Source organism: Enterovibrio paralichthyis (assembly GCF_019209835.1).
Taxonomy (GTDB): domain Bacteria; phylum Pseudomonadota; class Gammaproteobacteria; order Enterobacterales; family Vibrionaceae; genus Enterovibrio; species Enterovibrio paralichthyis.
Genome location: NZ_JAHUTS010000031.1, coordinates 13,105 through 38,886, shown reverse-complemented (window position 1 = coordinate 38,886; position 25,782 = coordinate 13,105). Strand labels below are relative to the sequence as shown.

Here is a 25,782-nt window from a genome sequence, read left to right as displayed (position 1 = left end):
GCGCCTTAGAAATACAAGCATGAGAATGGGATGATGGCAACATATTTTTAACATTAAGGTAAATTTATTGTTGCAATGAGAGAGATTATGTCGATACTAAAACGACAATTTAGTTTCAATTGAAACGATATTGCTGTTTCAGTTGATACCATTTTCATACTCAGGAGTGAGCTATGCGTAAGTGGTTTTCATTTCCCATCACCGAAGGGAAAGCATCCAGACAGGCACATTGTGATTTACCCGAAGGGACGTACGAGCGTGAATGCGGTAAGGAAGGTTTTTTCGGGCCTGCGACCCACATGTACCACCAAAATGCCCCAACAGGCTGGACAGAATGGGAAGGTGACCTCCGTCCCCACGCCTTTGATACCAACCGGATTGAAGAGGCGGGCGACAACCCGTTAACCGCCGCATTATTGATGTCCAACGCCAACATCAAAGTGCGCTTGTGGCGCTGTGATACCGCCATGGATTATTTGGTCCGCAATGGCGATGGCGATGAATGCCTGTTTATCCATGAGGGCACCGGGTCACTGTATTGTGATTACGGCCATCTGCGCTTTCGAGATGGCGACTACCTGATCCTGCCCCGCTCCACCAACTGGCGTATTGAACCGGACACGCCCGTTACTATGCTGATGATTGAGGCGACTTATGGATCCTATATGTCGGCAGAACGGGGGATCGTCGGCGATCACGCCATCTTTGATCCGGCCGTGCTCGAATACCCGCAGATCGATGACGCATTTATGGCGCAACAGGCGGAAGAAAAGCCGTGGCAGGTCTACCTCAAGTCCCGCGACGCATTAAACCGCATCACTTACCCGTTCAACCCACTCGATGCCGTCGGCTGGAAAGGCAACCTCACAGTATTCCGCCTCAACTGGCGCGATATCCGCCCATTGATGAGCCACCGTTATCACCTGCCGCCTTCGGCGCATATCACCTTTGTCGCCAATGGTTTTGTGATTTGTACCTTTGTGCCACGGCCGATCGAGTCTGACCCGGGCGCACTCAAAGTGCCCTTCTACCACAACAATGATGACTATGATGAAGTGATCTTCTATCACAAAGGGGAGTTCTTCAGCCGCGACAACATCCATCCCGGCATGGTGACACTGCATCCTTGCGGCTTCCCCCACGGCCCGCACCCCAAAGCCTTTGCTACCGGGGCGAAAGCGGCCAGAGCCGAAACCGATGAAGTGGCGGTGATGATTGATACCCGTATGCCGCTCGATTTGGGGGATGCAGCGAAACAGACCGAGCTTGACGATTATGTCCAGTCCTGGCGCACACCAGCACGCAGTTAAATAACGCGGACAACAGAATAAGGAATAGAGAATGAAACTGGCTTCCCTGAAACACCGCCGAGACGGAAAACTCATACTGGTCTCCCGTGATTTGACCCAGGCTGTCGACGCGTCCGATATCGCCCTCACTCTTCAAGATGCGCTGGATGAGTGGGAAACCCTGTCGCCACTTCTTCAGGCACGTTATGAAGCGCTCAATGATAACCGCGCCGCCGGTCGCTTCCCCTTTATCCCAGCCGATTGTGATTCGCCGCTGCCGCGCGCGTTCCAGTGGGCGGATGGAAGTGCCTACGTAAACCACGTAGAGCTGGTGCGCAAAGCCCGCGGCGCCGAGATGCCGGAAAGTTTCTGGACTAACCCCCTGATGTATCAGGGTGTCTCTGACAAATTTATCGGCCCACGTGATGATATTGAGCTGTGTGACGAAGCGTGGGGCTGTGACTTTGAAGCAGAAGTCGCCGTGATCACCGATGACGTCCCTATGGCGACACCAGCCGGAGAAGCCGCTGGCCACATCAAACTGCTGATGCTGGTCAATGACGTTTCGCTGCGTAACCTCATTCCGGGTGAACTGGCCAAAGGGTTTGGCTTCTTCCAGTCCAAACCCGCCTCCTCTTTTTCTCCCGTCGCAGTGACACCGGACGAACTCGGTGATGCCTGGCAGGGCGCAAAAGTGCACCTTCCGTTGAAAGTCACCCTTAACGCAAACCTGTTCGGCGCACCGGATGCCGGGGTAGATATGACCTTCGATTTTGCCCAGCTGGTCGCCCACGCCGCCAAAAGCCGTCACCTGGGTGCAGGCACCATTGTTGGGTCAGGGACGGTATCCAACCTCGACCGTTCAAAAGGCTCATGTTGCATTGCTGAAAAGAGAATGTTGGAAATTTTGGATCATGGTTCTCCAAACACCGGTTTTCTCCGCTATGGTGATAAGGTCAGTATTGAGATGCATGACAAGGAAGATCGTTCAATCTTCGGAAGGATTGAGCAGAAGGTGGTGCCTTACCCGCGATAACGGCAACGGACGAAGAAAGGAAGCGCGTCGTGAAACTCTATGACTACAGTAAATCGTCAGCGTCATACCGTGTCCGTATTGCGCTGAACCTAAAGGGACTGGCCTATCAGTCACAAACCGTTTCCCTGCTGGACGGTGACCAGCGGGGCGACAGCTATCTGGCACTGAACCCCAGCGGTTTGGTGCCGGCGTTGATTGATAACGGCAAGGTGCTGACCCAGTCGCTCGCCATCATTGAGTATCTGGAAGAGGCTTACCCCTCTCCGTCGATATTGCCGGCGGATCCCGTTACCCGCGCCCGTTGCCGGGCAATCGCCCTCGACATTGCCTGCGACATCCATCCCCTGAACAACCTTCGCGTGCTTAAACACCTCACTGGCACAATGGGCCACAGTGAGGAAGAAAAACTGGACTGGTATCTTCACTGGCTCAGGCTTGGTCTCGCCGCGGTGGAAAAGAAAGTGGAAAGCAGCCAAACCACCTTTTGCTGCGATGAGATCCCGACTCTTGCCGATATATGCCTTATCCCACAACTGTTTAATGCCCGTCGTTTCTCACTCGATCTGACCCCTTACCCCACTTTGAAAGAGATAGAACAGCGCTGCCAGGCATTATCCGCTTTTGAGCAAGCGCACCCTGACAACGTGTAGGAGAAAGCATGCCGCAACAGCCACTTTGGCGACCAGACGCAAAGCGTCTCGCCAATGCCAACCTCACGGCATTCATCCATGAGGTCAATCGGGAATACGCACTGAACCTTGACGGTTATGACCAACTCTATAACTGGTCGGTCGCGGAGAGTGAACACTTCTGGGACAGCCTTTGGCGTTTCGCCGGTGTGGTCGGAGACCGCGGGGAGCGAGTAATCGCGCGCTCCCCATCCGCTCCCAATAAAGAAAGCCGCTGGTTTCCCGATGCCAGGATCAATTTTGCTGAAAACGTAATGCGCTGGGCAGCAACCCGCGCCGATGAAGACGCCATTGTCTTCTCCGGGGAGGATGAAACGGCCACACACCTGACTTGGCGGGAGCTGGAGCATCAGGTCAGTTGCATTGCCGCTTACCTCAAAGCGTGCGGCATTGAAAAAGGCGACGTGGTGGCGGGCTACCTGCCCAATATTGCCGAAACCGTTATCGCCATGCTGGCCACCTCCTCACTTGGGGCGATATGGACATCAACCTCTCCGGACTTTGGCGTCGACAGCGTGCTCGACCGTTTCGGCCAGACCCAGCCCAAGGTGCTGTTTACCACGGATGCTTACCACTACAACGGGAAAAGTCACGACTGCCTGAGCAAAGCCCGCGCAATTCGAGAAGGCGTGGAAAACATCGCCCACATGGTGGTGATCCCCTATGTCGGCGGCACGCCGCCAGGCAGCGGCGAGACCTGCTGGAAAGCCATTGTTTCCAAACCTGCCGAGCCATTGACCTTTACCCGGGCCGGCTTCAACGACCCTATGTACGTGCTCTATTCCTCGGGCACTACGGGCAAGCCAAAATGCATTATCCACAGTGTCGGCGGCATGTTGCTTAACCACATCAAAGAGCACCAATTGCACTCGGATGTGAAAGCCGGCGATCGCTTCTTTTATTTCACCACCTGTGGCTGGATGATGTGGAACTGGCTGGCCAGTGGCCTGCTGAGTGGAGCCACTCTGGTACTGTTCGACGGCTCACCGTTTTACCCTGACGCGGGCGTGTTGTGGCGCCTGACCGACAAACAACAAGTGACGCTTTTCGGCACCTCAGCCAAATACCTTGAAGCGCTGGAAAAGCATGGTTACAACCCCAAAGAACATCATAGCCTGACCACCTTGAAAACCCTGTGTTCAACTGGCTCAGTGCTGGCGCCGGAGCAGTTTGACTGGGTGTACAGTCAGGTAAAACCGGACTTGCAGCTTAGCTCGATTGCCGGGGGCACCGATATCTGTGGCTGCTTTGTCCTTGGCAGCCCAATCTCTCCTGTGTACCGGGGTCAAAGCCAGGTAAGAGGCCTTGGGCTGGATGTCGAGGTGTTTAATAATGAAGGGAAAGCGGTTCAGGGAGAAAAAGGCGAACTGGTGTGTTGCAACAGTTTCCCCAACCAACCCGTCGGATTTTGGGGCGATGACGACGGCCAGCGTTACCACAATGCCTACTGGGATAAGATTGAGGATATCTGGTTCCATGGCGACTACGTAGAACTCACCAGCCAGTGTGGCATGGTGTTCTTTGGCCGCTCGGATGCCATTTTAAACCCCGGCGGTGTGCGTATCGGTACCGCTGAAATCTACCGCCACGTTAATCAACTCGACGAAGTGCTCGATTCCGTGGTGATTGGGCAAGACTGGAACAATGATGTCCGGGTGGTGCTGTTTGTGAAACTCAGACCCGGCCAAGTGCTGGATAGCGAACTGGAACAGAAAATCCGCACCACCATCCGCACCAGTTGCACCCCACGGCATGTCCCGGCCAAAATCCTGACTATCACCGATATCCCGCGCACCAAATCCGGCAAACTGGCGGAGCTTGCGGTACGTGATGTGGTGCATGGCAGGGAGGTTGCCCAGCTCAGCGCGCTGGATAACCCCGAATCACTGGAGCAATACAAGGCACGTCCTGAGCTCCAGCATTAACATACCGTCTGTCAGAAACAACAAAGCCATCCCTCGGGATGGCTTTGCTTTAGATAATGCGGCGATCAGTTCAGGCGGTCGCGGTCTTCATCCTTACGCTGGTACTCACCTTCAAAGGTGTTACCGCCTTGCTGGCTGTCATAAGGGCCACGCTGAAAAGGGTCCTGGCCATACGGGCCCTGTTGGCCGCCAAACCCCGTCTGGATATTGGCCACCTTGATTTTGCCCATCAATTGTTTGGCCAGCCACGCACGTGGCCAAGGCAACAGCACGGCCATGCCCATGGCATCTGTCATAAAGCCTGGCGTCAAAAGCAGTACACCCGCCACTGCCAGCATTACGCCTTCCACAATTTGTTGCGCCGGCAATTCGCCTTTCTGCATACGCTGCTGCACCGTAACCAGAGTCTGCAAGCCCTGACTTCTCACCAACGATGCACCGACAATCGCTGTGATCAGGATAAGCGCCACCGTTGGCCAAAGCCCCAGAATGCCACCGACCTGAATAAACAGGGCGATTTCAATTACAGGTACAGTAATGAACATCAACAACAAAATTGGAAACACGGTAAACCCTCATGATGGTGTCTGACTTCATAGTAACATCACCGGCAACCGGCATGACATCCGCCAATGTTACGCAACGTTGATTAACGGGCAATATGTCGCGAAGTTTTAAACGACATGGGCATGGATTGTACAGAAATTAACGGTATCAATACGTTTCTGACAAGCAAGAAAACAAAGAGAAACAACGGGTAACAGAGGCATTAGCGATCAAGATCACAGATCCATGCAAATCGTGGTACTTAGTTTTGAATGGTGATCTCACTCATGTTTTTACCGAAACGTCGGTGTACAATCTTGCAGCATGAATAGGGTATAAGTTCCTAGATACCCAGCCAAAATCTCTGATGAATGGACTCTACAGCGAAATCATTGGCTACAGAATAACCAATATATATTTCATTTAGGGCCAAATCATGTCTCAGACGATCGACTTCGAAAACAACCTGAACAACCCTCAACTTGCTACCCGTATTGAAGAAGATCTGCTTGGCGAACGCCACGTTCCTGCAGATGCTTACTATGGTGTTCACACCCTGCGCGCTATCGAGAACTTCAACATTTCCCGCACTACCATCTCTGACGTTCCTGAAATGGTTCGCGGCATGGTATTCACCAAAAAAGCGGCAGCGATGGCGAACAAAGAGCTGGGTGTTATCCCTGCAGAAGTCGGCGACTACATCATCAAAGCGTGTGATGTGATCCTGGAAACCGGCAAGTGCATGGACCAGTTCCCGTCTGACGTTTACCAAGGCGGCGCAGGCACTTCTGTAAACATGAACGCCAACGAAGTGATCGCAAACCTGGCACTTGAGCTGATGGGTAAAGACAAAGGCGAGTACGACATCGTCAACCCTAACGATCACGTGAACAAGAGCCAGTCTACCAACTGTGCATACCCAACCGGTTTCCGTATCGCGGTATACAACAGCATCCTGAAACTGATTGAATCTATCGAATACCTGCAAGGTGAATTCGATGCGAAAGCAGTAGAGTTCAAAGGCATCCTGAAAATGGGCCGTACCCAGCTGCAGGACGCTGTACCTATGACTGTAGGTCAGGAATTCCGCGCATTCGCAGTACTTCTGAAAGAAGAAGTGAAGAACCTGAAATACACTGCAGAACTGCTGCTGGAAGTGAACCTGGGCGCGACCGCTATCGGTACCGGCCTGAACGCAGCCGCTGGCTACCAGCAACTGGCAGTACAACGTCTGGCAGAAGTGACCGGCCTGAACTGCACCCCAGCAGAAGACCTGATCGAAGCAACCTCTGACTGTGGTGCATACGTGATGGTTCACGGCGCGCTGAAACGTCTGGCAGTGAAACTGTCTAAGATCTGTAACGACCTGCGTCTGCTGTCTTCTGGCCCACGCGCTGGCTTCAACGAAATCAACCTGCCAGAAATGCAGGCGGGTTCTTCTATCATGCCAGCAAAAGTAAACCCGGTTATCCCAGAAGTGGTAAACCAGGTGTGCTTTAAAGTGATCGGTAACGACACCACGGTAACCTTCGCGGCAGAAGCAGGCCAACTGCAGCTGAACGTGATGGAGCCAGTGATTGGCCAGGCGCTGTTCGAATCTATCGAAATCCTGGGCAACGCATGTGTGAACTTGGGTGAGAAGTGCATCAACGGTATCACAGTAAACAAAGAAATCTGTGAAGCGTTCGTTTACAACTCAATCGGTATCGTGACTTACCTGAACCCGTTCATCGGCCACCACGAAGGTGACATCGTTGGTAAGATCTGTGCAGAAACCGGTAAGAGCGTACGTGAAGTAGTGCTGGAGCGCGGCCTGTTGACCGAAGAGCAGCTCGACGATATTTTCTCTGTCGAAAACCTGATGCACCCTCAGTACAAAGCAAAACGCTATAACTAAGCAAAGCATCTAAAGGGTACTCATTACGAGTACCCTTTTTTACGTTTTGAAATACCAAACCAAGAGACTTTCATCACCGACAGTGACCTGACCATCCAACTCAGCGACAGACGCAGGGTAGCGTCACGGACGAAAGTAGCTTCGTTTGGTTTTTCTTTTTTTAAGATGTTTAAGGAGTTACCTATGGTAGCAGTAGAGTTGTTCGTCGTTCTCGCGTTCATCTATATGGGTGCACGAATTGGCGGTATCGGGATCGGCCTTGCCGGTGGCGCGGGTGTTATCGCCCTTTCTCTTATTTTGGGTATGCCAACCAAACAAAGCTTTATCCCTATCGATGTTATTCTGATCATCATGTCAGTGATCACCGCAATTGCAGCCATGCAAGTGGCCGGTGGTATGGACTGGCTGGTTGAAAAAGCAGAAAACTTCCTGCGTAAGAACCCAAAACAAATTACCTTCTATGCCCCAATCGTGACCTACCTGATGACTCTGATGGCAGGTACAGGCCACACGGCATTCTCTACCCTGCCAGTGATTGCAGAAGTAGCGAAAGAACAAGGTATCCGTCCTTCACGCCCGCTTTCTATCGCCGTTGTCGCATCCCAAATCGCGATCACTGCGTCCCCAATTTCAGCGGCGGTGGTGTTCTTCTCTGGCATCCTTGAGCCTTTGGGCATCGGTTACCTTACCCTGCTGGCTATCTGTATCCCAACCACTTTTGTTGCCTGTATGGTTGGCGCATTTGTCGCAAACTTCATGGGCTGTGAACTGAAAGATGACCCTGAGTACCAGGACCGTCTGGCAAAGGGTCTGATCAAACTGCAAGGCACCAAGAAACGCGAAATCGCCCCAACGGCAAAAACCGCGACTTACATTTTCCTGGCAGCGATTGCACTGGTTGTGACCTACGCAGCGGCAATTTCAGACTCTATCGGCCTGATTGACAACCCAACACTGGGCCGTAACGAAGCCATCATGACCTTTATGCTGGCAGCGGCAGCGCTGATCGTGTTCTTCACCAAAATCGATGCTTCCGACATTCCATCTGCACCGACATTCCGCTCAGGTATGACTGCGTGTGTGTGTGTACTGGGTGTGGCATGGCTGGGTTCAACGTTCGTAAACGGCCACGTTGACGGCATCAAGGAAGTGGCAGGCAGCCTGCTGAAAGACTACCCATGGATGCTGGCGCTGGTACTGTTCTTTGCGTCTATGCTGCTGTACTCACAAGGTGCAACCACCGTTGCCCTGATGCCTGCGGCGCTGGCAATCGGCGTGGCACCACTGACAGCCATCGCGTCTTTCGCAGCGGTAAGCGCACTGTTCGTTCTGCCGACTTACCCAACCCTGCTGGCGGCGGTAGAAATGGATGACACAGGCTCAACCCGCATCGGTAACCTGGTCTTCAACCACCCGTTCTTTGTTCCAGGTGTTGTGACCATCGCAACGTCAGTAGCCCTGGGCTTTGTGGTTGGCGGCATCATGCTGTAATCGCAGCGCCGGTTAAAACGACCAAAATTTGAGGACGCTTCGGCGTCCTCTTTGTTTTTGTAAACAATCGGGAAACGAATTCGGGCTTTCCCGGTCTCAGTGATATAGTTCAACCAACCCTTTGAAGTAACCGATTTGATGAAGGCCATGACCAGAATAGGCTCACGACTTTTTGCTCTTTTTGCGCTGGCACTGCTAAGTGCCCTCCCCGCGAAAGCGGAGTTTACCCTGTTCAACTCACCTGCCCCGGCGGCAAACAGCGCACCGGGCTTTGTGCCGGTTGATCAGGCGTTTCCATTTAACTTCACCCAACAGGGCGATCGGGTCTACCTCGACTGGCAGGTCACCCCCGGTTACTACCTCTATCAGGACAAAATTGAGGTAAAACCTGGCGAAGGTACCCGGATTGGCGCGCTTGAAATGCGTCGCGGACAGCCGTATCACGACGAATTTTTCGGTGAAGTTTCGATCTTCAAAAAGCCGCTGACCGTGACCGTGCCTCTGCTTGAGGCGACCAACAATTCAGAGCTTCGTGTGACCTACCAAGGCTGCGCAGAAGCCGGGTTCTGTTACCCGCCGGAAACAGTCACCGTACCGCTGGCAGCCGTCACAGCATCAACTGGGGATTTGTCTTCACAGCCAACCGACAGTCCCTCTTCTATGGCAGAACAAAGCGCACCCGCTTCGGTATCAAAAACACCGGCAGGTAGCAGCAGCTCAAACACGGAAGTCAGTAGCCTAAGCGACAACTGGTGGCAGCCACTGCTGTTTTTAGGGCTGGGAATTGGCCTTGCCTTTACCCCATGTGTCCTGCCGATGTACCCGATCCTGACCGGTATCGTGCTGGGCGGCGGTAAGAAATCCCACGGCCAGACTTTCCGCCTTTCCATGCTGTATGTGCAGGGTATGGCGCTGACCTACACGCTGCTTGGCCTGGTTGTCGCTTCGGCTGGCCTGCAGTTTCAGGCTGCTTTCCAGCACCCGTATGTCCTTATTGGTTTGAGTGCTGTCTTTGTCTTACTGGCGATGTCGATGTTTGGCGTGTTCAATCTGCAGCTTCCGGCCAGCCTGCAGACCAAACTGAGCGAACTCAGTAACCAGCAGCAGGGCGGCAGTAGCCTGGGTGTGTTCACCATGGGTGCGATTTCCGGCCTGATTTGCTCGCCTTGCACCACGGCACCGCTGTCCGGTGCTCTGTTGTACGTGGCACAAAGTGGCGACCTGCTAACCGGCGCTGTCACTCTGTACGCACTGGCACTGGGTATGGGGATCCCACTGATTGTGGCCGCCATGTTCGGCAACAAACTGCTGCCAAAAGCCGGCGCCTGGATGGACAGGGTCAAAGTCTTCTTTGGTCTGGTATTGCTTGCCGCACCAATCTTCCTGCTCGAGCGCCTGTTGCCAGAAACCGTCAGCGTCTGGCTTTGGGCGGCGTGGGCGCTGGTTTCCCTGGGTTGGCTGTATCATATCAGCCGTACACTGCAGCCAGGTAAATTCGCAAGCGTGCTGGGTATCATTGCCATTTTGGGACTGAGCGGCACATCGGTGTACACCTACAACGCCGTCTTTACGCCGGCAGCCAAAGCAGAACTGCCCTCGGTGGAATTTATTAAAATCGCTGATATCGACGATTTGAACCGTGAACTGGCAGCAGCCAAAGCGGCTGGCAAGCCTGTGATGCTGGATTTTTATGCCGACTGGTGTGTGGCCTGTAAGGAGTTTGAAAAGTACACCTTCCATAACGCCGAGGTTGCTCCCGAGCTGCAAAACTTCGTGCTGCTGCAAGCAGATGTCACGGCAAACCGCCCACAGGACATCAAAATGCTGACATCATTGAACGTACTTGGACTGCCTACGATTGATTTCTGGGATGCCAGCGGTAACCCACTTCCGGATGCCCGCCTGACCGGGTTTATGGAAGCCGCACCTTTCCTGACACATCTTGAACAAAATCAGCTGATTAAATAAAAACGTCAGTTGCAACCAAACTTGATCCCCACGACATTGCCCACAAATGGCGGGGGATCAAGCTCTTACTTCCCGGCGAAGCAAATTGATCAATCCCCGTCGCGGTGTTAGCGTTTTTGTTAAACGGGTATTAATGAATTTGCCATGGACGCTCAATACACCATCGTTATCGCAGACGACCATCCTCTCTTCCGCAATGCACTTTTCCAGTCTGTGCATATGGCGATCAGTGGCGCTAACCTGCTCGAAGCCGACTCTCTCGACAGTCTCACCGCCCTGCTCGACAAAGAGCCTGATATCGATCTGCTGCTGCTCGATCTGAAAATGCCCGGAGCCAACGGCATGTCTGGTCTTATTCACCTTCGTGTCCAATACCCTGAATTGCCGATTGTAGTAATTTCCGCCAGTGAAGAGCCCAGCGTCATCCGCCAGGTCAAATCCAATGGTGCGATTGGCTTTATCCCCAAATCCAGCGACATGCGCGAGCTTATCAGCAGCCTGAACCGGGTATTGGAAGGAGAAACCTGCTATCCAAGCGGCATTGATTTCAGTGAGGAAAGCGATGAAGAGTCGCTGATGGACAAGATTTCCTCCCTGACCCCACAGCAATATAAAGTGCTAAACATGCTCAACGATGGCCTGCTCAACAAGCAGATTGCCTACGAGTTGGATGTGTCCGAAGCGACCATCAAGGCGCACATGACAGCTATCTTCCGCAAGCTCGGCGTTAAAAACCGCACTCAGGCGGTTATCCTGCTGCAACAAACGGATCAGGATATCTGACCCCTCCCCAAGCCAGCCTCGCGCTGGCTTTCTTGTTTTCACCAAACCTGATCGCTGACGCCTTTCACTGCGTGGCTTTCAATTGTTACATCCTGCAATTTGACCGCGGATTAAAACCATCTCTCACCTTCGCCTAAAGCCTATTAGACCTTTGGCTAGGTTAATAAATTGTTAATGCCACCAAAGATTGCCTCACATCACAGAAACCCCTTAAAAGCAGACAGTTAACGACTTTTGTCGCTCGACTAAAGTTGCAGTGTTTAGTTGCACACCTACTGCTATTGTCGAAGCGTAACAATCCGTTAACTCGTCACTTAAGGAGATGGTGATGTCTGAGGAACAGAAACAAGATAACGCCAAAGCCTATTGGGCTAAAAACGTCCGGTTGATGGTAGGTCTGCTGGTCATTTGGTTTGTGGTGTCGTTTGGATGCGGCATCCTGTTTGTTGATCAACTCAACGAATTCCGTATTGGCGGCTACAAGCTCGGCTTCTGGTTCGCACAACAAGGGTCAATTTACACCTTCTTGGCCATCATTTTTGTATATGCCTTTCAGATGCGCAAACTCGACAAAGAGTTTGGCGTCGATGATGACGAGTAAGGAGTCGTAATCATGGATTTGAAAACCGTTACTTACCTTGTCGTTGGTTTTACGTTCGCGCTCTACATTGGTATCGCGATCTGGGCCCGCGCTGGTTCTACGAAAGAGTTCTATGTTGCCGGTGGTGGCGTTAACCCGGTAGCCAATGGTATGGCAACAGCCGCAGACTGGATGTCTGCTGCATCGTTCATTTCAATGGCAGGTCTTATCGGCTTTATGGGCTACGGCGGCTCTGTATTCCTGATGGGCTGGACCGGTGGTTATGTACTGCTGGCTCTGTTGCTTGCCCCTTACCTGCGTAAGTTTGGTAAGTTCACCGTACCTGAGTTTATCGGCGAACGTTTCTACTCCAACTCCGCACGTGTGGTCGCTGTCATCTGTCTTATCATCGCATCGATCACCTACGTTATCGGTCAGATGAAAGGTGTGGGCGTGGCATTTGGCCGCTTCCTGGAAGTGGACTATGACACAGGCCTTTACATCGGTATGGCGATTGTATTCATGTACGCAGTACTCGGCGGCATGAAAGGCATCACCTACACCCAGATTGCACAGTACTGTGTACTGATTCTGGCATACACCATCCCAGCTATCTTTATCTCTTTGCAGCTGACCGGTCACCCACTGCCACAAATCGGCTTGGGCAGCACCATGACTGGCACCGACACCTATTTGCTGGACCGACTCGATCAGGTGGTTTCTGAGCTTGGCTTTACCGAATACACCACACAGGTGCGCGGCGATACACTGAATATGTTCGTCTACACCATGTCCCTGATGATCGGTACTGCGGGTCTGCCACACGTTATCATCCGCTTCTTCACCGTACCGAAAGTACGTGATGCGCGTATCTCTGCGGGTTGGGCACTGTTCTTCATCGCGATTCTGTACACCACTGCCCCTGCAGTAGCGGCAATGGCACGTCTGAACCTGATGGATACAGTAAACCCTGCGCCTGGTCAGAACCTTGCGTATGACGAACGTCCACAGTGGTTTAAAAACTGGGAAAAAACCGGCCTGCTTGGTTTTGACGACAAGAACAATGACGGCATCATCAACTACACCTCAGACGCTGCAACTAACGAGCTGAAAGTTGACCGTGACATCATGGTGCTGGCAAACCCAGAGATTGCGAAACTGCCTAACTGGGTTATCGCTCTGGTTGCAGCAGGCGGTCTGGCAGCGGCACTGTCAACGGCTGCGGGTCTACTGCTGGCCATCTCGTCAGCGGTATCGCATGACTTGTTGAAAGGTATACTCAAGCCTGATATCTCTGAGAAGAACGAGCTGATGGCGAGCCGACTTGCCATGGTGGTTGCGATTGGTCTTGCAGGTTACCTCGGCCTCAATCCGCCAGGCTTTGCAGCCGGTACGGTGGCCCTGGCCTTTGGCTTGGCAGCTTCCTCCATCTTCCCGGCTCTGATGATGGGTATCTTCTCGAAAACCATCAACAAGGAAGGCGCAATCGCAGGTATGATTGCAGGTATTACTGTCACCCTGTTCTACGTATTCCAGCACAAAGGGATCCTGTTTGTTGCAGACTGGAAATTCCTGCAGAGCTGGGGCAGCGACTGGTTCTTCGGTATTGAACCAAACGCCTTCGGTGCGATTGGTGCATTGGTGAACTTCATCGTGGCGATTGCAGTATCCCGCGTGACTGAAGCGACACCGCAACACGTGAAGGATTTGGTTGAGCACGTCCGTATTCCGGGCGGCGCAGGCCAGGCACACGACCACTAAGTAACAAGCGCCTGTACCATTGCGCTATAGGCATCACGTTACGATGAAAAAGCCCCACCACGGGGCTTTTTTTATCCTCGCTGAGATACCGCGTGTGGTAAGGTATCTCTCAGCTCAAGGACGAAAAAGAACAGATTATTATGTTTAAAAACAAACACATCATTGCGGCAATGCTCATTGCCCCTATTCTTGCCATCATTGCTTATTTCGGTGTTGATCTGGCTGTCAGTGAAAAACCCCACGTCGCGAAAGAAGGGGCAACCTACAAGCTCGCTGCTGATTCAAACTGCCGTTATACCAGTGGTTTATGTACGCTGGAAAACGGTGACTTCGAAGTGAAGTTGCGCTCTGAACGCCTGACAGATAACGAAGTGGTACTTAAGCTGACATCGGCTTTTCCGTTGGAAGGCGCCAAAATCAACTTGGTACAGAAAGAGGGACTATCAGCTGAGCCTGTGGACATGGCACAGAACAGTGAAGACAACAAAGAGTGGATGGTCAGCTTACCAGCCCCGACCACGGAAGAGAGTAAAATCCATCTGGTGGTGAAATCGGACGGCACCTTTTACTACGCGGAGGCGCCCGCCCTGTTTGTTGAATATAAAACCCTGTTTACCGATCAATAACGGCGCGCCTCTCGGCGCCCGTTTTCTTCATTACTGACGTACAAGATAACGCTTGGCAGCCACCAGCACCGCCTCAATACGTGCTTCATGCTCTTGCTCTGTCAGCCAGAAAGATACGTCCATCCAGCCATCAGTTCCCATCAGATCCAGTTCCGTCAACTGGATCTCAGCCGTTAACGGATCCCAGTCCCCCGAGGCACGGATAAGTCCGGCTTCGGTGTCGAGTCGTGGAATAAAAAACGCTTCCATTTTCAATGCGCTCCTTGCTGAAGCAATGCCCGCAGCTTCAGCGGTTTAACCGGTTTGGCGATATAGCCAAAGCCCAGTTCCCTAACCATTAAACGGGTTTCCTGCGTCCGGTCAGCGGTAATAACCGCGCCGATAAAGCCCTCTCCCAGCACTTCGCGGCAACGCTGGAGTACATCAATACCCGTCAGTGAAGGCGCCAGATGGTAATCACTCAAAATCGCATCCGGCCTCAGTCCCTGCCTCAGTTTTTCCAGCACTTCATCCAAATCCTCTGCCAGTTCAACCTGACAACCCCAGCGGGTCAACAGGCTTTCCATTCCGGCAAGGATGTCTTTTTCATTATCAACGCATAACACACGAACCCCAGCCAGCGGCTCGCTATTTTTTGCCTGATCGTCAGTCGCAATGCCAGTGTCGCAGTGCTGAGGCGCAGCCTCAATATTGGCCGTAATGGAAAAGACAGTCCCCTGTCCCGGCCAGGACCTCAGGTTAAGTGGCTGATTGAGAATACGGCTGATCCCGCGTGCGATCGCAAGGCCAAGCCCCAGGCCAAGTTCAGCGCCTTTTCGATCAATGCGGGTGAATTCGTTGAAAATATCCTGCTGGCGATCTTCCGGGATCCCCGGGCCGTTATCCCACACTTCGATCCTGCACTGGGATCCACGGCGACGAACCCCCAGCAACACCCGGCCACCGGGGTTGTAGCGAAAGGCGTTGGTAAGGAAATTCTGCAAAACCCGGCGAAGTAACCGGCGATCGGAACGGATACTCAGCTTGGAGGGCTGAACCCGGAAATCGACGCCCTGTGCGTTGGCAATCACCCCGAACTCCGCCGCCAGGGTGGAGAACACTTCATCCAGTTCAAAATGGGTGATCTTGGCTTTCATTTTGCCTGACTCGATACGGGAGATATCGAGCAGATCGCCGATCAGATCCTCTGCCGCCCCAAGGGCACTTTCAATGTGGGAGGCCATTTTTTGCACCTCTTTTTCTTCCGCCATTTCACTGAGGGAAGAGGCAAACAGACGCGCGGCATTCATCGGCTGCATCAAGTCATGGCTTACCGCAGCCAACAGACGGCTTTTTGACTGCGACGCCTGTTCGGCTTTGGCCGTGGCGCTGATCAGCCGGCGGTTAAGGGTTTCCAACTCCCGTGTTCTTTCCACAACCCGTGCTTCGAGGGTTTCATTGGACTGTTTCAGGGCATCTTCCGCATCACGGAAGGCGGTAATGTCGGTAAAACTCATGACAAAGCCGCCGCCCGGCATGGGGTTGCCCTGCACTTCAATCACCCGTCCGTCAGGATGAACACGGGATGAGGTGTGCGGCGAGCCTCTGCGCAAATAAGCGACCCGTTTTTGCACATGCTCATCGATATCACCGGGGCCACACAGGCCAAGCTCCGCGTTGTAGCGCACCACATCCGCAATCGGCCGGCCAACCTGGATCAAATCTGGCGGGAAGTTGAAAAGCTCGACATACCGCTGGTTCCAGGCCACCAGCCTAAGCTGTTTGTCCACCACGGAAATGCCCTGGCTGATATGCTCAATCGCCCCCTGCAACAGGCCGCGGCTGAAGTCGAAAAGCTCCGAGGCTTCATCGACAATGGTGGCAATTTCTTCCAGCTGCATATTGCGCCCCTGCAGCGCAGAGGTCAGTACCAGCTTGGCCGAGGAAGCACCGAATACACCGGCCAATACACGTTCGGTATGGCGGATCAGTGCGGCACTGGCCTGCTGTTGCGGTAACAGGGTTTCACCACGCTGCTCACCGAAGGTGCGGAACGTCTGGCGCATGCGTGTCCGGCCCACAAAGCGCGCCGCCAGCATTTCCAGTTCAGCCACTGTCACACGGCTTTGATACAGGCTGGAATCATCCCCTTCCGGCAGTGGCGTGCCGACAAAGCTCGCCGCCTGCAGGCGTTCACTCAACGAAGGCCGGGTCGCCATGGACACCACCACAAAGCAGGCGGTATTCACCATAATGCTTAACACCATGCCCCAGTCGACCGGGCTCAACGTGGCGAAAAAGGGCAGTTCCGGCGGCGACAACAGCCACAACACCACGTTGGTGTCTTCCGTTCCCGCCAGCATGCCGGTTTGCATCATCAGCGCCATTAACCAGACGATAAAGCCGGAGAATAACCCCGCATACACCCCTTTCTTGTTGGCCTGACGCCAGTAAATTCCGGCAACCAGAGGTGGCGCAAACTGGGCAATGGCGGCGAACGAGAGAAAGCCGATGGCTGACAGCGATGGAACTTCAAGGATCAGCTGATAAAAGCCCCAGGCTCCAATAAGAAGCAGGAAAATCAGGGCGCGGCGAACATTAAGCAAAAGACCCGAGAACTGGGTAAAGTTGCGGTTGGAAACCCGCATGCGGCGGAGCAACTGTGGTAGCACCAGATCGTTGGAAACCATGATTGCGAGGGCGATGGTTGAGACGATCACCATGCCACTGGCAGCCGATGCGCCGCCAAGAAATGCCAGCAACGCAATGCCTTCATTGCCCGTCGACAGCGGCAATTGGATAACATGGGTATCTGCCGAGACGTCCGGCAGGAATACCTGCCCGGCATACGCCAGTGGCAACACAAACATCCCCATCAACAACAGATAGAGCGGGAAAACCCAGCGCGCCGTATGCAGATCCTGCGCCCGGGCGTTTTCCACCACCATGGTGTGGAACTGGCGTGGCAGACAGATAATGGCAGCCATGGTCAGCAAGGTGTGGACAAACAAAGCGCCCCAGTCCGGCGCTCCGACCACATGGGCTTCGGTTAACGACGGCAGTGGCCCCGGCGCGTCCAGCAGCATGAAAACAGCAAAAAAGCCCACAACAAGAAAAGCCACCAGCTTGACGATAGACTCAAAAGCCACGGCCATCATCATGCCGCGGTGGTGTTCCGTTGAATCTATATGGCGGGTACCGAACAGTACGGTAAACATGGCCAGGGACATACAGACCAGCCAGGCGATTTGCCCCTGGTTCAGCCCTGCGCTCTGCCCGATATCCGGAGCAATGACATCCAGCCCCATGGTAATACCACGCAACTGAAGCGCGATATACGGCAGGATACCGACCACGGCGATAATGGTCACCATGACAGCCAGACCCTGCGATTTACCGTAGCGGGCAGCGATAAAGTCAGCAATAGAGGTGATGTGCTCGCGCTTGGCAATCATGATGATGCGTGCGAGGAACCGCCACCCCATGGTGAAGACCAGGATTGGCGCCAGATAGATAGGCAGGAATGACCAGGGTTGGCTTGCCGCCTGCCCCACCGTGCCGAAGAAGGTCCAGGAGGTACAGTAAACGGCGATGGAAAGGCTGTAGATCCAGGGACGCCAACCCCGCAACCAGCGTGGGCGGCTGTCGCCATACCAGGCAATAAGAAACAGGACTCCAAGGTAGGCAAGCGCCACCGGCACCACGATCCATCCAGCCGACATAATCCCTTCCATTATAAGGCGTTAACTTTTTAAAGGTGCGCCCTTATCACCCTGAACCGCAGCGCACCTATCTGTTGGACATTGTTTACCACGCTCCCCATTGAACAACAATTCGCCGCCCCAGCACCGTGAGCAATCTCTCCCTCAAGACATCTCCCTGCAGATCAGCCAAGGTTGCAGAAACGCCGGGAAGTTAAGACCAGCGCAGGTACGCCAAGCAGCGCCATAATAAAAAAGCTGTGCCCCCCGAACAGGTGATAAAGCTCACCGCTCAACATGGTCAGTGCCGCCATCACGATACCCATGGGGATAGCGCTGTAAAGCGCCTGCAAAGCCATCATGTTGTCAGCCTCCTGCTGCTGGATGTAGCGCATCGCGGCAATATGGGCAACGCCGAATGTGATGCCGTGCAGGGACTGGGAAAAAACGAGAGCCCACACATCTGTGGTCAGGCCGGTAATTGTCCAGCGCACCATGACAGCCACCGCAGCGAGGCGAAACAGGGATGCCACACGCCAGCCGCCAAAGAGCTTCTGGCTGATGGCAAACATCGCCACTTCCACCACCACCCCGAGGCTCCACAGATACCCCACCACCACATCAGAGATACCAGATTGAGTCCAGTGAATAGCGCTGAAGGCGTAATACGCGGCATGACTGCCCTGAATGAGCGCCACCAAGGATATAAACACGCCCACGCCGGGCAGACGCAGAACTGAGAGCAGGGGTTTGCGTGTTCTCCCCTGTCTTTCCTCGTTGGCAGGAAGCGGGTTAGGCGAGGTCAGACTCCATCCAAATGCAATCGCCAGCGCCCCTGCCGCCACGGGAACGATGACACCTTCACCAAAGCGCTCAACCAATCCGCCGGTCAGGGTAGAGCCCACCACAAATGCCAGCGAGCCCCACAGCCTCGCCCTGCCATAGTCCACCAAACGGCGGCGGGTGTAGTGGTTCGCAAGCGCATCGGATATCGGGATGGCCGGGCCCAACGCCATGTTGATGGCCACGGACAACGCCGTCAGCCAAAGCAGATCCGGCGTGGCAAGCAGATGGGTAAACCCCACGACCGCCGCCAGGGCGGAAAGCCAGCGGATGGCAGGCAGGAGCTGTTCGGGCAGGTGAAATCTTGGGGTGACCAGCAGGTTGACCACAAACCTCGCCAAAACCCCCGCGCCGAGGACTATCCCGATATCGTTGGCAGGAAGACCAAGCCAGGCCAGCCACACAGACCAAAAAGGCAGATAGACGCCAAAAGCAAAAAAGTAGCTGCTGTAATAAATAGAGAGCCAACGAAATGGCGATGATGGTAGAAAGCTCACGCAGGCAGTTCCTTTTGCCGGGTCAAGAGATCAATCTGGCACCAGAGCAGTGCCGCCCATGTCACGAACCACGCAGTTTAACAGCCGGAATTCATAGACTAAAGTCGGCTGGCAAGGTCAGGGGTGGTGAGACACACTGAGTTAAATCAAGGCGCTTTGTGCGCATGCGAAAACACGGAGTTTACTGCCATGCCTGAACCGTTTGATACCTCCTCCCCCCCGTTTGACCGCCTCGACAGCAAACAGGCCAAACACCTGCTTTCGGCACTGGATGTCGCCTATTACCGGCGCGGCGATGTATTGATTGAGAAAGGGGAATCCAACGACGCCCTGTATATCGTGATCAAAGGACGCGTGCAGGAAGTCAATCCGGACACCAAAGAGGTACAGGCACAGTACATCAAAGATGACATTTTCGATGCGCGGGCTCTGCTCAAAGGCTTTAACCACCACAGATACCGTGTCGTGGAAGACACCCTATGTTACGTATTGCCCAAGGATGTCTTCCTGGAACTCTATAACGAAAACCAGGCCTTTGCTGACTATTTCAATACCAGTTTCAGCAAACGCAAGAAGATGCTGGAAAAAGCGCAGCAGCAACAAAATCTGGCCGAGTTCATCCTGACCGAAGTGGATGAAAATAACATCCAGCCTATTATGACCCTCGACCATGACACCTCAATTAAAGAGGCTACCCTAAAACTTCGCAGCGAGCGTCAGGATTGCGCATTGGTCGCCCTGAAAGGACGTGAACACGATATCGGCATCATTACCCGGACCAACCTGCTGCATGCACTGGTCGAAGACGGCTGTCACCTTGAGTCCCCGATTGGTGATGTAGCAACGTCGCCGGTTATCGGTGTCGAACTCGGGGACTACCTGTTCAACGTGATGATCCTCATGACCCGCGACCGGGTAAAACGGGTCCGGGTGAGCCAAAAGGGTGAAACCGTCGGCATGCTTGACATGACACAGGTGCTAAGCCTTTTTTCCACCCACTCCCACGTACTGACACTGCAAATCAACCGCGCCCACACTATTGAAGAGTTGTCGCTGGCGGCCAACAACCAACAACAACTGGTGGAGAACCTCACGAATAACGGTATCCATACCCAGTTTGTGATGGAGCTGATTTCCGCCGTTAATGAACAGATCATCGAAAAGGCGTTCCGCCTGACTATCCCGGAGGGCTTCCAGCAAAAATGCTGCCTGTTTGTGATGGGTTCAGAAGGCCGTGGTGAGCAAATTCTCAAAACCGATCAGGACAACGGCCTGATCCTGGCCGATGATGCTAATTGGCCGGATGTTCAACACTACATGGAGAGGTTCAGCGAAGTATTGAGCCGTCTGGGTTACCCACCCTGCCCCGGTAATGTAATGGTGAACAACCCACGTTGGGTGAAAACCCAGTCCGAATGGCTGAAAGAAATGACGGCACTGAGCCGTATTTCCGATGAACGCAGCCTGATGGATTTGGCCATTTTCGCAGACAGCCATGCGGTAGCTGGCAACAAGGCGTTACTTGAACCCGTAATGGGAAAACTCCGTACCACCATGAAAGGCAATATGCTGGCGCTCAACACCTTTGTCCGTCCATGTCTGGCTTTTCGTGTGCCACTTACCCTGTTTGGCAGCCTGAAAACCGACAAGGAAGGGCTGGACGTGAAAAAAGGCGGGATATTCCCGTTAGTGCATGGTGTGCGCACGCTGGCACTGGAAAACGGCATTGTACCGAGCAACACCTTTGAACGGCTCGATGCCCTTGCCCAGTGCAATGCGCTGGATTCGGAAACTGCCAGCAACCTGACGGAAGCGCTCAAACTGTTTGTGAAAATCCGTCTGCGCCAGCAACTGGACTCCGATGCCAGCAGTGGCAACTTGCTCGATGTCAGCCGCCTGCCGCGCACCGAGCGGGACTTGTTGCGCGATTGCCTGAGCGTAGTGAAAAAATTCAAAGAGCGGCTGGCATCCCACTATCAGGTGAGGGATTAGGATGAATCCGATATCGCGTTACTGGCACAAATACAAATGGCGAAACACGCCCTATGCGCCGCTGTTTAACGCGCCAACATCGGAAGAACTGGTTTCGCTCGACTGCGAAACCACCAGCCTGGATCCGCACAAAGCGGAGATCGTCACCATTGCGGCCACCAAGATCCGGGGCAACACGATTATTACCAGCGAGCCGTTCAACGTTTCGCTGCGGGCACCTGTATCACTCAGCGCCCAGTCAGTGAAAGTGCACGGTATCCGGCATCAAGATCTCAACGATGGCCTGACAGAAAAAGATGCCATGCACCGCCTGATTGACTACATCGGCAACCGTCCCATCGTGGGGTATTACATTCAGTACGACAAAGCGATCCTCGACCGCTACGCCAAGCGCTACCTCGGTTTCAAACTACCAAACCCGACAATTGAAGTGAGTGATATTTACCGGCGTAAACTGGAGCATATCTTGCCCAATGCCTACTATGATTTGAGTATGGAGGCGATAGGACACCATCTGGAATTACCACTGTCTGGACGACATGATGCACTTGATGATGCCATCAGTGCGGCGCTTATCTATGTGCGGCTGAAATACGGTGACATCAGCATGCCAAGTTATGTCTGACAGGTTCCAGTGGTACCAGCACGCAACAGGCAGGCTGGAAATGAGAGCCATCGCTCACTGTGGGGGTGGTGAGGTCACAAAATCCAGAGAAATCCGCCCCGTCATCCTAAAGTCTAATTGTCGAGAATCCCTATCTGTCCGACCTTATTGTGACAAGACCGCATTACCGTACCCTATTCTTATGCCAAGCGGTCACCCATCGCCAGTGCCAGAGCGCACCACGCAGGAAACACAAGGAGAAAGAGAATGAGTGAGGTTAACCTGCACCCGGTCATGCCGGAGATCGAAGCAAAAGCCCATGCCAACAACGACACGTACCGTGAGATGTACCAACAGTCTGTCGTTAACCCAGAAGGGTTCTGGCGTGAGCATGGCCAGATCGTTGACTGGATCAAGCCCTTCACCAAAGTCAAACAAACCTCGTTTGATACCGGACACGTCAACATCAAGTGGTTTGAAGACGGTACACTCAACGTTTCCGCGAACTGTATTGACCGCCACCTGGAAACCCGTGGCGATGAAGTTGCCCTGATTTGGGAAGGCGATGATCCGAATGAAGACAAAACGCTGACCTACAAAGAGCTGCACAAAGAAGTGTGTCAGTTTGCCAACGCACTGAAAGGCCAGGGCGTACGCAAAGGCGATGTGGTGTGTCTGTACATGCCAATGGTGATGGAAGCGGCAATTGCGATGCTGGCCTGTACCCGTATCGGCGCCGTTCACACTATCGTATTCGGCGGCTTCTCTCCAGAAGCGCTGGCGGGCCGTATCATCGACTCCAATGCCAAAGTGGTTGTGACTGCAGACGAAGGCGTCCGTGGCGGCCGATCCGTACCGCTGAAGAAAAACGTCGACGAAGCACTGACCAACCCAGCCGTGAAATCGGTTGAGAAAGTGGTGGTCTACAAACGCACTGGCGGCGAGATTGCCTGGCATGAGCACCGCGATGTGTGGTGGCATGAAGCAACGGCAGTGGCTTCAGACAACTGTCAGCCAGAAGAGATGAACGCCGAAGATCCACTGTTTATCCTTTACACCTCAGGCTCAACCGGCACACCAAAAGGTGTCCTGCACACTACTGGCGGCTACCTGGTTTACGCCACCATGACCTTCAAATACGTCTTCGACTATCAGGAAGGCGAAGTGTTCTGGTGTACCGCTGACGTGGGTTGGATCACCGGCCACAGCTACTTGATTTACGGACCGCTGTCGAACGGTGCGAAAACCATCCTGTTCGAAGGTGTGCCTAACTATCCATCGACTGCACGCATGAGCGAGGTGGTCGACAAACACCAGGTCAATATCCTGTATACCGCACCGACTGCCATCCGCGCACTGATGGCAAAAGGCGACGAAGCCGTTCAGGGCACATCACGCTCATCCCTGCGCATCATGGGTTCTGTGGGCGAGCCAATTAACCCTGAAGCTTGGGAGTGGTACCACAAGACCATCGGTGACAGCCGTTGTCCAATCGTTGATACCTGGTGGCAAACCGAAACCGGCGGCATTCTGATCACCCCATTGCCAGGCGCAACTGCGCTGAAGCCAGGTTCTGCAACCCGCCCATTCTTTGGTGTGCAACCGGCACTGGTGGACAACATGGGTAACCTGATCGACGGTGCTGCGGAAGGCAACCTGGTGATGCTGGATTCATGGCCAGGCCAGATGCGTACTGTATTTGGTGACCATGAGCGCTTCGAGCAGACCTATTTCTCGACCTTTAAAGGCATGTACTTTACCGGTGACGGCGCGCGCCGCGACGAAGACGGCTATTACTGGATCACCGGCCGTGTGGATGACGTGCTAAACGTATCCGGCCACCGTATGGGTACCGCTGAGATCGAATCGGCACTGGTTGCTTTCGACAAGATTGCAGAAGCGGCGATTGTCGGTGTTCCACACGACATTAAAGGTCAGGCGATTTATGCCTACATCACCCTGAATGCCGGTGAAGTGCCAAGTGCGGAGCTGACCAAAGAAGTGAAAGACTGGGTACGTAAGGAAATTGGTCCTATTGCGACACCAGATTTCATTCACTGGACAGATGCCCTGCCGAAAACCCGCTCCGGTAAAATCATGCGCCGTATCCTGCGTAAGATTGCCACCGGTGACACTGGCAGCCTGGGTGATACCTCAACGCTGGCGGACCCAAGCGTGGTTGACAAGCTGATTGCAGAGAAGTCCAGCGTGGTGTAATCCGCGTGAACCTTTTCCCCCTATCGAGGCTGCCAATGGCAGCCTTTTTCACCCCTATACGGCAGCATCGATAACGGTTCAGCGTGTATCTAACTTCGTGGAATTCACCGCAATTTTCGCCAACTCCAGCCCCAATGAGATCTAAGTAACACTTTGGTAGCTAAGTGTGGTTATTTCGTGAACTCCTGCCCTGAAATCCCTGTCCTAAGTGCATAATCTGTGTTCTCGAATGTCAGATTTTGGCTGATTAGACCAGTATTTTGCTGCCATTTGCGGTGAATTCTCTATAATTGCGATCCAGCAAGTGGCAGGAGTGCCATTTTTTAGGTTCTCGCACCCTTGGGTGCTGAAAAGCAAAAGTTACGGTCTTTTCGCAACAAGAACAGGAACAAAGCGATCAATATGACGACAAATCGCAAAGTTTTACTTATCAACGGCCCCAACCTCAATATGCTGGGCGTCCGGGAACCTGGTCACTACGGACAGAAGACGCTGGATACCATTGTCGCCGATCTGACGGCGATCGCCGCATCTCTCAATATTCAACTTGAGCACGTTCAATCCAATGCAGAGCATGTATTGATTGATACGGTTCACCAAGCGATGGGCAAGGTGGATTTCATCATCATCAACCCAGCCGCTTTCACCCACACCAGCGTTGCCTTGCGCGATGCCATTCTTTCGGTGGGCATTCCGTTTATTGAGGTGCATCTGTCAAACGTTCACGCCCGTGAGCCATTCCGCCACCACTCCTACTTTACTGATAAAGCGGTAGGCGTGATTGCGGGCCTCGGTGCTGACGGATACGAATTTGCGCTGAAGGCAGCGGCTCGCCGCCTGCAGTCAGCAGCCAACTGAACAATAATTTTAAAGAGATAGTCATCATGGATATTCGTAAAATCAAAAAACTGATTGAGCTTGTTGAAGAGTCGGGCATTGCTGAGCTGGAAATCTCTGAAGGTGAAGAATCAGTACGCATCAGCCGTGCTATCGCACCTGTAGCTGCACCGGCACAAGTTTACGCATCTGCACCTGTCGCAGCAGCGCCTGCACCTGCGGCACCAGTTGCAGCGGCACCAGCAGCAGAAGCGCCAGCCGCTGCACCGGTAGAAACTGGTCACAAAGTCCTGTCTCCAATGGTAGGTACTTTCTACCGTTCTCCAAGCCCAGACGCGAAAGCATTCGTTGAAGTCGGCCAATCAGTCAATGTTGGCGATACCCTGTGTATCGTTGAAGCGATGAAGATGATGAACCAAATCCAAGCTGACAAAGCGGGTGTGGTAAAAGCTATCTTATGTGTAGACGGTCAAGCGGTTGAGTTTGACGAAGCCCTTGTGATCATCGAGTAATCGAGGACC

General features: G+C 53.5%; 20 protein-coding genes. 16 read left to right on the top strand and 4 right to left on the bottom strand.

Going from position 1 to position 25,782, the window contains the following annotated elements; genetic code table 11:
* Positions 1 to 173 precede the first annotated feature (173 nt).
* Genes KU854_RS22270 through KU854_RS22255 form a run of 4 tightly spaced genes read left to right on the top strand, consistent with a single transcriptional unit; the run spans position 174 to position 4,939 of the window.
* The gene (locus tag KU854_RS22270) at positions 174 to 1,310 is read left to right on the top strand and encodes a homogentisate 1,2-dioxygenase (protein WP_218360501.1); all 1,137 of its coding nucleotides are present in this window, start codon (positions 174 to 176) and stop codon (positions 1,308 to 1,310) included.
* Positions 1,311 to 1,341: 31 nt separating this feature from the next.
* Entirely contained in the window at positions 1,342 to 2,325 is a 984-nt protein-coding gene (locus tag KU854_RS22265) for a fumarylacetoacetate hydrolase family protein (RefSeq protein ID WP_218360500.1), read from the top strand.
* Positions 2,326 to 2,354: 29 nt separating this feature from the next.
* Positions 2,355 to 2,975, top strand: coding sequence for a maleylacetoacetate isomerase (gene maiA / locus KU854_RS22260; protein ID WP_218360499.1), 621 nt, complete (start codon positions 2,355 to 2,357; stop codon positions 2,973 to 2,975).
* Positions 2,976 to 2,983: 8 nt separating this feature from the next.
* A complete protein-coding gene (locus tag KU854_RS22255; protein WP_218360498.1) occupies positions 2,984 to 4,939 on the top strand; it encodes an acetoacetate--CoA ligase in 1,956 nt (651 codons plus the stop codon).
* A gap of 65 nt (positions 4,940 to 5,004) precedes the next feature.
* On the opposite strand, the gene KU854_RS22250 is transcribed toward KU854_RS22255, so the two are convergent.
* Positions 5,005 to 5,505 (bottom strand): FxsA family protein, encoded by a 501-nt coding sequence (locus KU854_RS22250; protein ID WP_218360497.1) that lies wholly within the window; start codon positions 5,503 to 5,505, stop codon positions 5,005 to 5,007.
* A gap of 416 nt (positions 5,506 to 5,921) precedes the next feature.
* On the opposite strand from KU854_RS22250, the gene aspA reads away from it, so the two are divergent.
* The 7 genes from aspA (at position 5,922) to KU854_RS22215 (ending at position 14,591) form a co-directional block, all read left to right on the top strand.
* Positions 5,922 to 7,382 (top strand): aspartate ammonia-lyase, encoded by a 1,461-nt coding sequence (gene aspA / locus KU854_RS22245; protein WP_218360496.1) that lies wholly within the window; start codon positions 5,922 to 5,924, stop codon positions 7,380 to 7,382.
* Between the two features lie 183 nt (positions 7,383 to 7,565).
* Entirely contained in the window at positions 7,566 to 8,873 is a 1,308-nt protein-coding gene (locus KU854_RS22240; RefSeq protein WP_054780185.1) for an anaerobic C4-dicarboxylate transporter, read from the top strand.
* 138 nt (positions 8,874 to 9,011) lie between these two features.
* On the top strand, positions 9,012 to 10,841 hold the full coding sequence (locus KU854_RS22235; RefSeq protein WP_218360495.1) for a protein-disulfide reductase DsbD: 1,830 nt from the start codon (positions 9,012 to 9,014) through the stop codon (positions 10,839 to 10,841).
* Positions 10,842 to 10,985: 144 nt separating this feature from the next.
* Entirely contained in the window at positions 10,986 to 11,624 is a 639-nt protein-coding gene (locus KU854_RS22230) for a response regulator transcription factor (RefSeq protein WP_218360494.1), read from the top strand.
* Between the two features lie 328 nt (positions 11,625 to 11,952).
* Positions 11,953 to 12,225 carry a DUF4212 domain-containing protein gene (locus KU854_RS22225; protein ID WP_218360493.1) on the top strand — a complete coding sequence of 91 codons (273 nt, stop codon included), beginning with the start codon at positions 11,953 to 11,955 and terminating at the stop codon, positions 12,223 to 12,225.
* A gap of 12 nt (positions 12,226 to 12,237) precedes the next feature.
* The gene (locus KU854_RS22220; RefSeq protein ID WP_218360492.1) at positions 12,238 to 13,965 is read left to right on the top strand and encodes a sodium:solute symporter family protein; all 1,728 of its coding nucleotides are present in this window, start codon (positions 12,238 to 12,240) and stop codon (positions 13,963 to 13,965) included.
* Between the two features lie 140 nt (positions 13,966 to 14,105).
* Positions 14,106 to 14,591 carry a hypothetical protein gene (locus tag KU854_RS22215; protein WP_218360491.1) on the top strand — a complete coding sequence of 162 codons (486 nt, stop codon included), beginning with the start codon at positions 14,106 to 14,108 and terminating at the stop codon, positions 14,589 to 14,591.
* A gap of 30 nt (positions 14,592 to 14,621) precedes the next feature.
* Here KU854_RS22215 and KU854_RS22210 read toward each other — a convergent pair whose 3' ends face one another.
* The 3 genes from KU854_RS22210 to KU854_RS22200 form a co-directional block, all read right to left on the bottom strand.
* Positions 14,622 to 14,840, bottom strand: coding sequence for a hypothetical protein (locus tag KU854_RS22210; RefSeq protein ID WP_218360490.1), 219 nt, complete (start codon positions 14,838 to 14,840; stop codon positions 14,622 to 14,624).
* 2 nt (positions 14,841 to 14,842) lie between these two features.
* Positions 14,843 to 18,292, bottom strand: a complete 3,450-nt coding sequence (locus tag KU854_RS22205) for a PAS domain-containing hybrid sensor histidine kinase/response regulator (RefSeq protein WP_218360489.1) — start codon at positions 18,290 to 18,292, stop codon at positions 14,843 to 14,845.
* A gap of 164 nt (positions 18,293 to 18,456) precedes the next feature.
* A complete protein-coding gene (locus tag KU854_RS22200; RefSeq protein WP_218360488.1) occupies positions 18,457 to 19,611 on the bottom strand; it encodes a 3-phenylpropionate MFS transporter in 1,155 nt (384 codons plus the stop codon).
* Positions 19,612 to 19,800: 189 nt separating this feature from the next.
* Between KU854_RS22200 and KU854_RS22195 the strand changes: the two genes are divergently transcribed.
* The 5 genes from KU854_RS22195 (at position 19,801) to accB (ending at position 25,773) form a co-directional block, all read left to right on the top strand.
* Positions 19,801 to 21,603: a DUF294 nucleotidyltransferase-like domain-containing protein gene (locus KU854_RS22195; RefSeq protein ID WP_218360487.1), complete on the top strand. Its 1,803-nt coding sequence runs from the start codon at positions 19,801 to 19,803 to the stop codon at positions 21,601 to 21,603.
* 1 nt (position 21,604) lies between these two features.
* Complete coding sequence (locus tag KU854_RS22190; RefSeq protein ID WP_218360486.1) at positions 21,605 to 22,228, top strand: 3'-5' exonuclease; 624 nt, start codon at positions 21,605 to 21,607, stop codon at positions 22,226 to 22,228.
* 246 nt (positions 22,229 to 22,474) lie between these two features.
* Complete coding sequence (gene acs, locus KU854_RS22185; RefSeq protein WP_218360485.1) at positions 22,475 to 24,424, top strand: acetate--CoA ligase; 1,950 nt, start codon at positions 22,475 to 22,477, stop codon at positions 24,422 to 24,424.
* 402 nt (positions 24,425 to 24,826) lie between these two features.
* The gene (aroQ, locus tag KU854_RS22180; protein ID WP_218360484.1) at positions 24,827 to 25,282 is read left to right on the top strand and encodes a type II 3-dehydroquinate dehydratase; all 456 of its coding nucleotides are present in this window, start codon (positions 24,827 to 24,829) and stop codon (positions 25,280 to 25,282) included.
* A gap of 26 nt (positions 25,283 to 25,308) precedes the next feature.
* Positions 25,309 to 25,773 carry an acetyl-CoA carboxylase biotin carboxyl carrier protein gene (accB, locus tag KU854_RS22175; protein ID WP_218360483.1) on the top strand — a complete coding sequence of 155 codons (465 nt, stop codon included), beginning with the start codon at positions 25,309 to 25,311 and terminating at the stop codon, positions 25,771 to 25,773.
* Positions 25,774 to 25,782 lie beyond the last annotated feature (9 nt).

Bases quoted from the DNA above. Each gene is read 5' to 3' on its own strand.
- KU854_RS22265 (WP_218360500.1), top strand. From the start codon at position 1,342: ATGAAACTGGCTTCCCTGAAACACCGCCGAGACGGAAAACTCATACTG.
- KU854_RS22195 (WP_218360487.1), top strand. From the start codon at position 19,801: ATGCCTGAACCGTTTGATACCTCCTCCCCCCCGTTTGACCGCCTCGAC.
- KU854_RS22235 (WP_218360495.1), top strand. From the start codon at position 9,012: ATGAAGGCCATGACCAGAATAGGCTCACGACTTTTTGCTCTTTTTGCG.
- KU854_RS22220 (WP_218360492.1), top strand. From the start codon at position 12,238: ATGGATTTGAAAACCGTTACTTACCTTGTCGTTGGTTTTACGTTCGCG.
- KU854_RS22215 (WP_218360491.1), top strand. From the start codon at position 14,106: ATGTTTAAAAACAAACACATCATTGCGGCAATGCTCATTGCCCCTATT.
- KU854_RS22190 (WP_218360486.1), top strand. From the start codon at position 21,605: ATGAATCCGATATCGCGTTACTGGCACAAATACAAATGGCGAAACACG.
- KU854_RS22230 (WP_218360494.1), top strand. From the start codon at position 10,986: ATGGACGCTCAATACACCATCGTTATCGCAGACGACCATCCTCTCTTC.
- KU854_RS22210 (WP_218360490.1), bottom strand. From the start codon at position 14,840: ATGGAAGCGTTTTTTATTCCACGACTCGACACCGAAGCCGGACTTATC.
- accB (WP_218360483.1), top strand. From the start codon at position 25,309: ATGGATATTCGTAAAATCAAAAAACTGATTGAGCTTGTTGAAGAGTCG.
- KU854_RS22205 (WP_218360489.1), bottom strand. From the start codon at position 18,292: ATGTCGGCTGGATGGATCGTGGTGCCGGTGGCGCTTGCCTACCTTGGA.
- aspA (WP_218360496.1), top strand. From the start codon at position 5,922: ATGTCTCAGACGATCGACTTCGAAAACAACCTGAACAACCCTCAACTT.
- KU854_RS22225 (WP_218360493.1), top strand. From the start codon at position 11,953: ATGTCTGAGGAACAGAAACAAGATAACGCCAAAGCCTATTGGGCTAAA.
- aroQ (WP_218360484.1), top strand. From the start codon at position 24,827: ATGACGACAAATCGCAAAGTTTTACTTATCAACGGCCCCAACCTCAAT.
- acs (WP_218360485.1), top strand. From the start codon at position 22,475: ATGAGTGAGGTTAACCTGCACCCGGTCATGCCGGAGATCGAAGCAAAA.
- KU854_RS22255 (WP_218360498.1), top strand. From the start codon at position 2,984: ATGCCGCAACAGCCACTTTGGCGACCAGACGCAAAGCGTCTCGCCAAT.
- KU854_RS22240 (WP_054780185.1), top strand. From the start codon at position 7,566: ATGGTAGCAGTAGAGTTGTTCGTCGTTCTCGCGTTCATCTATATGGGT.
- KU854_RS22270 (WP_218360501.1), top strand. From the start codon at position 174: ATGCGTAAGTGGTTTTCATTTCCCATCACCGAAGGGAAAGCATCCAGA.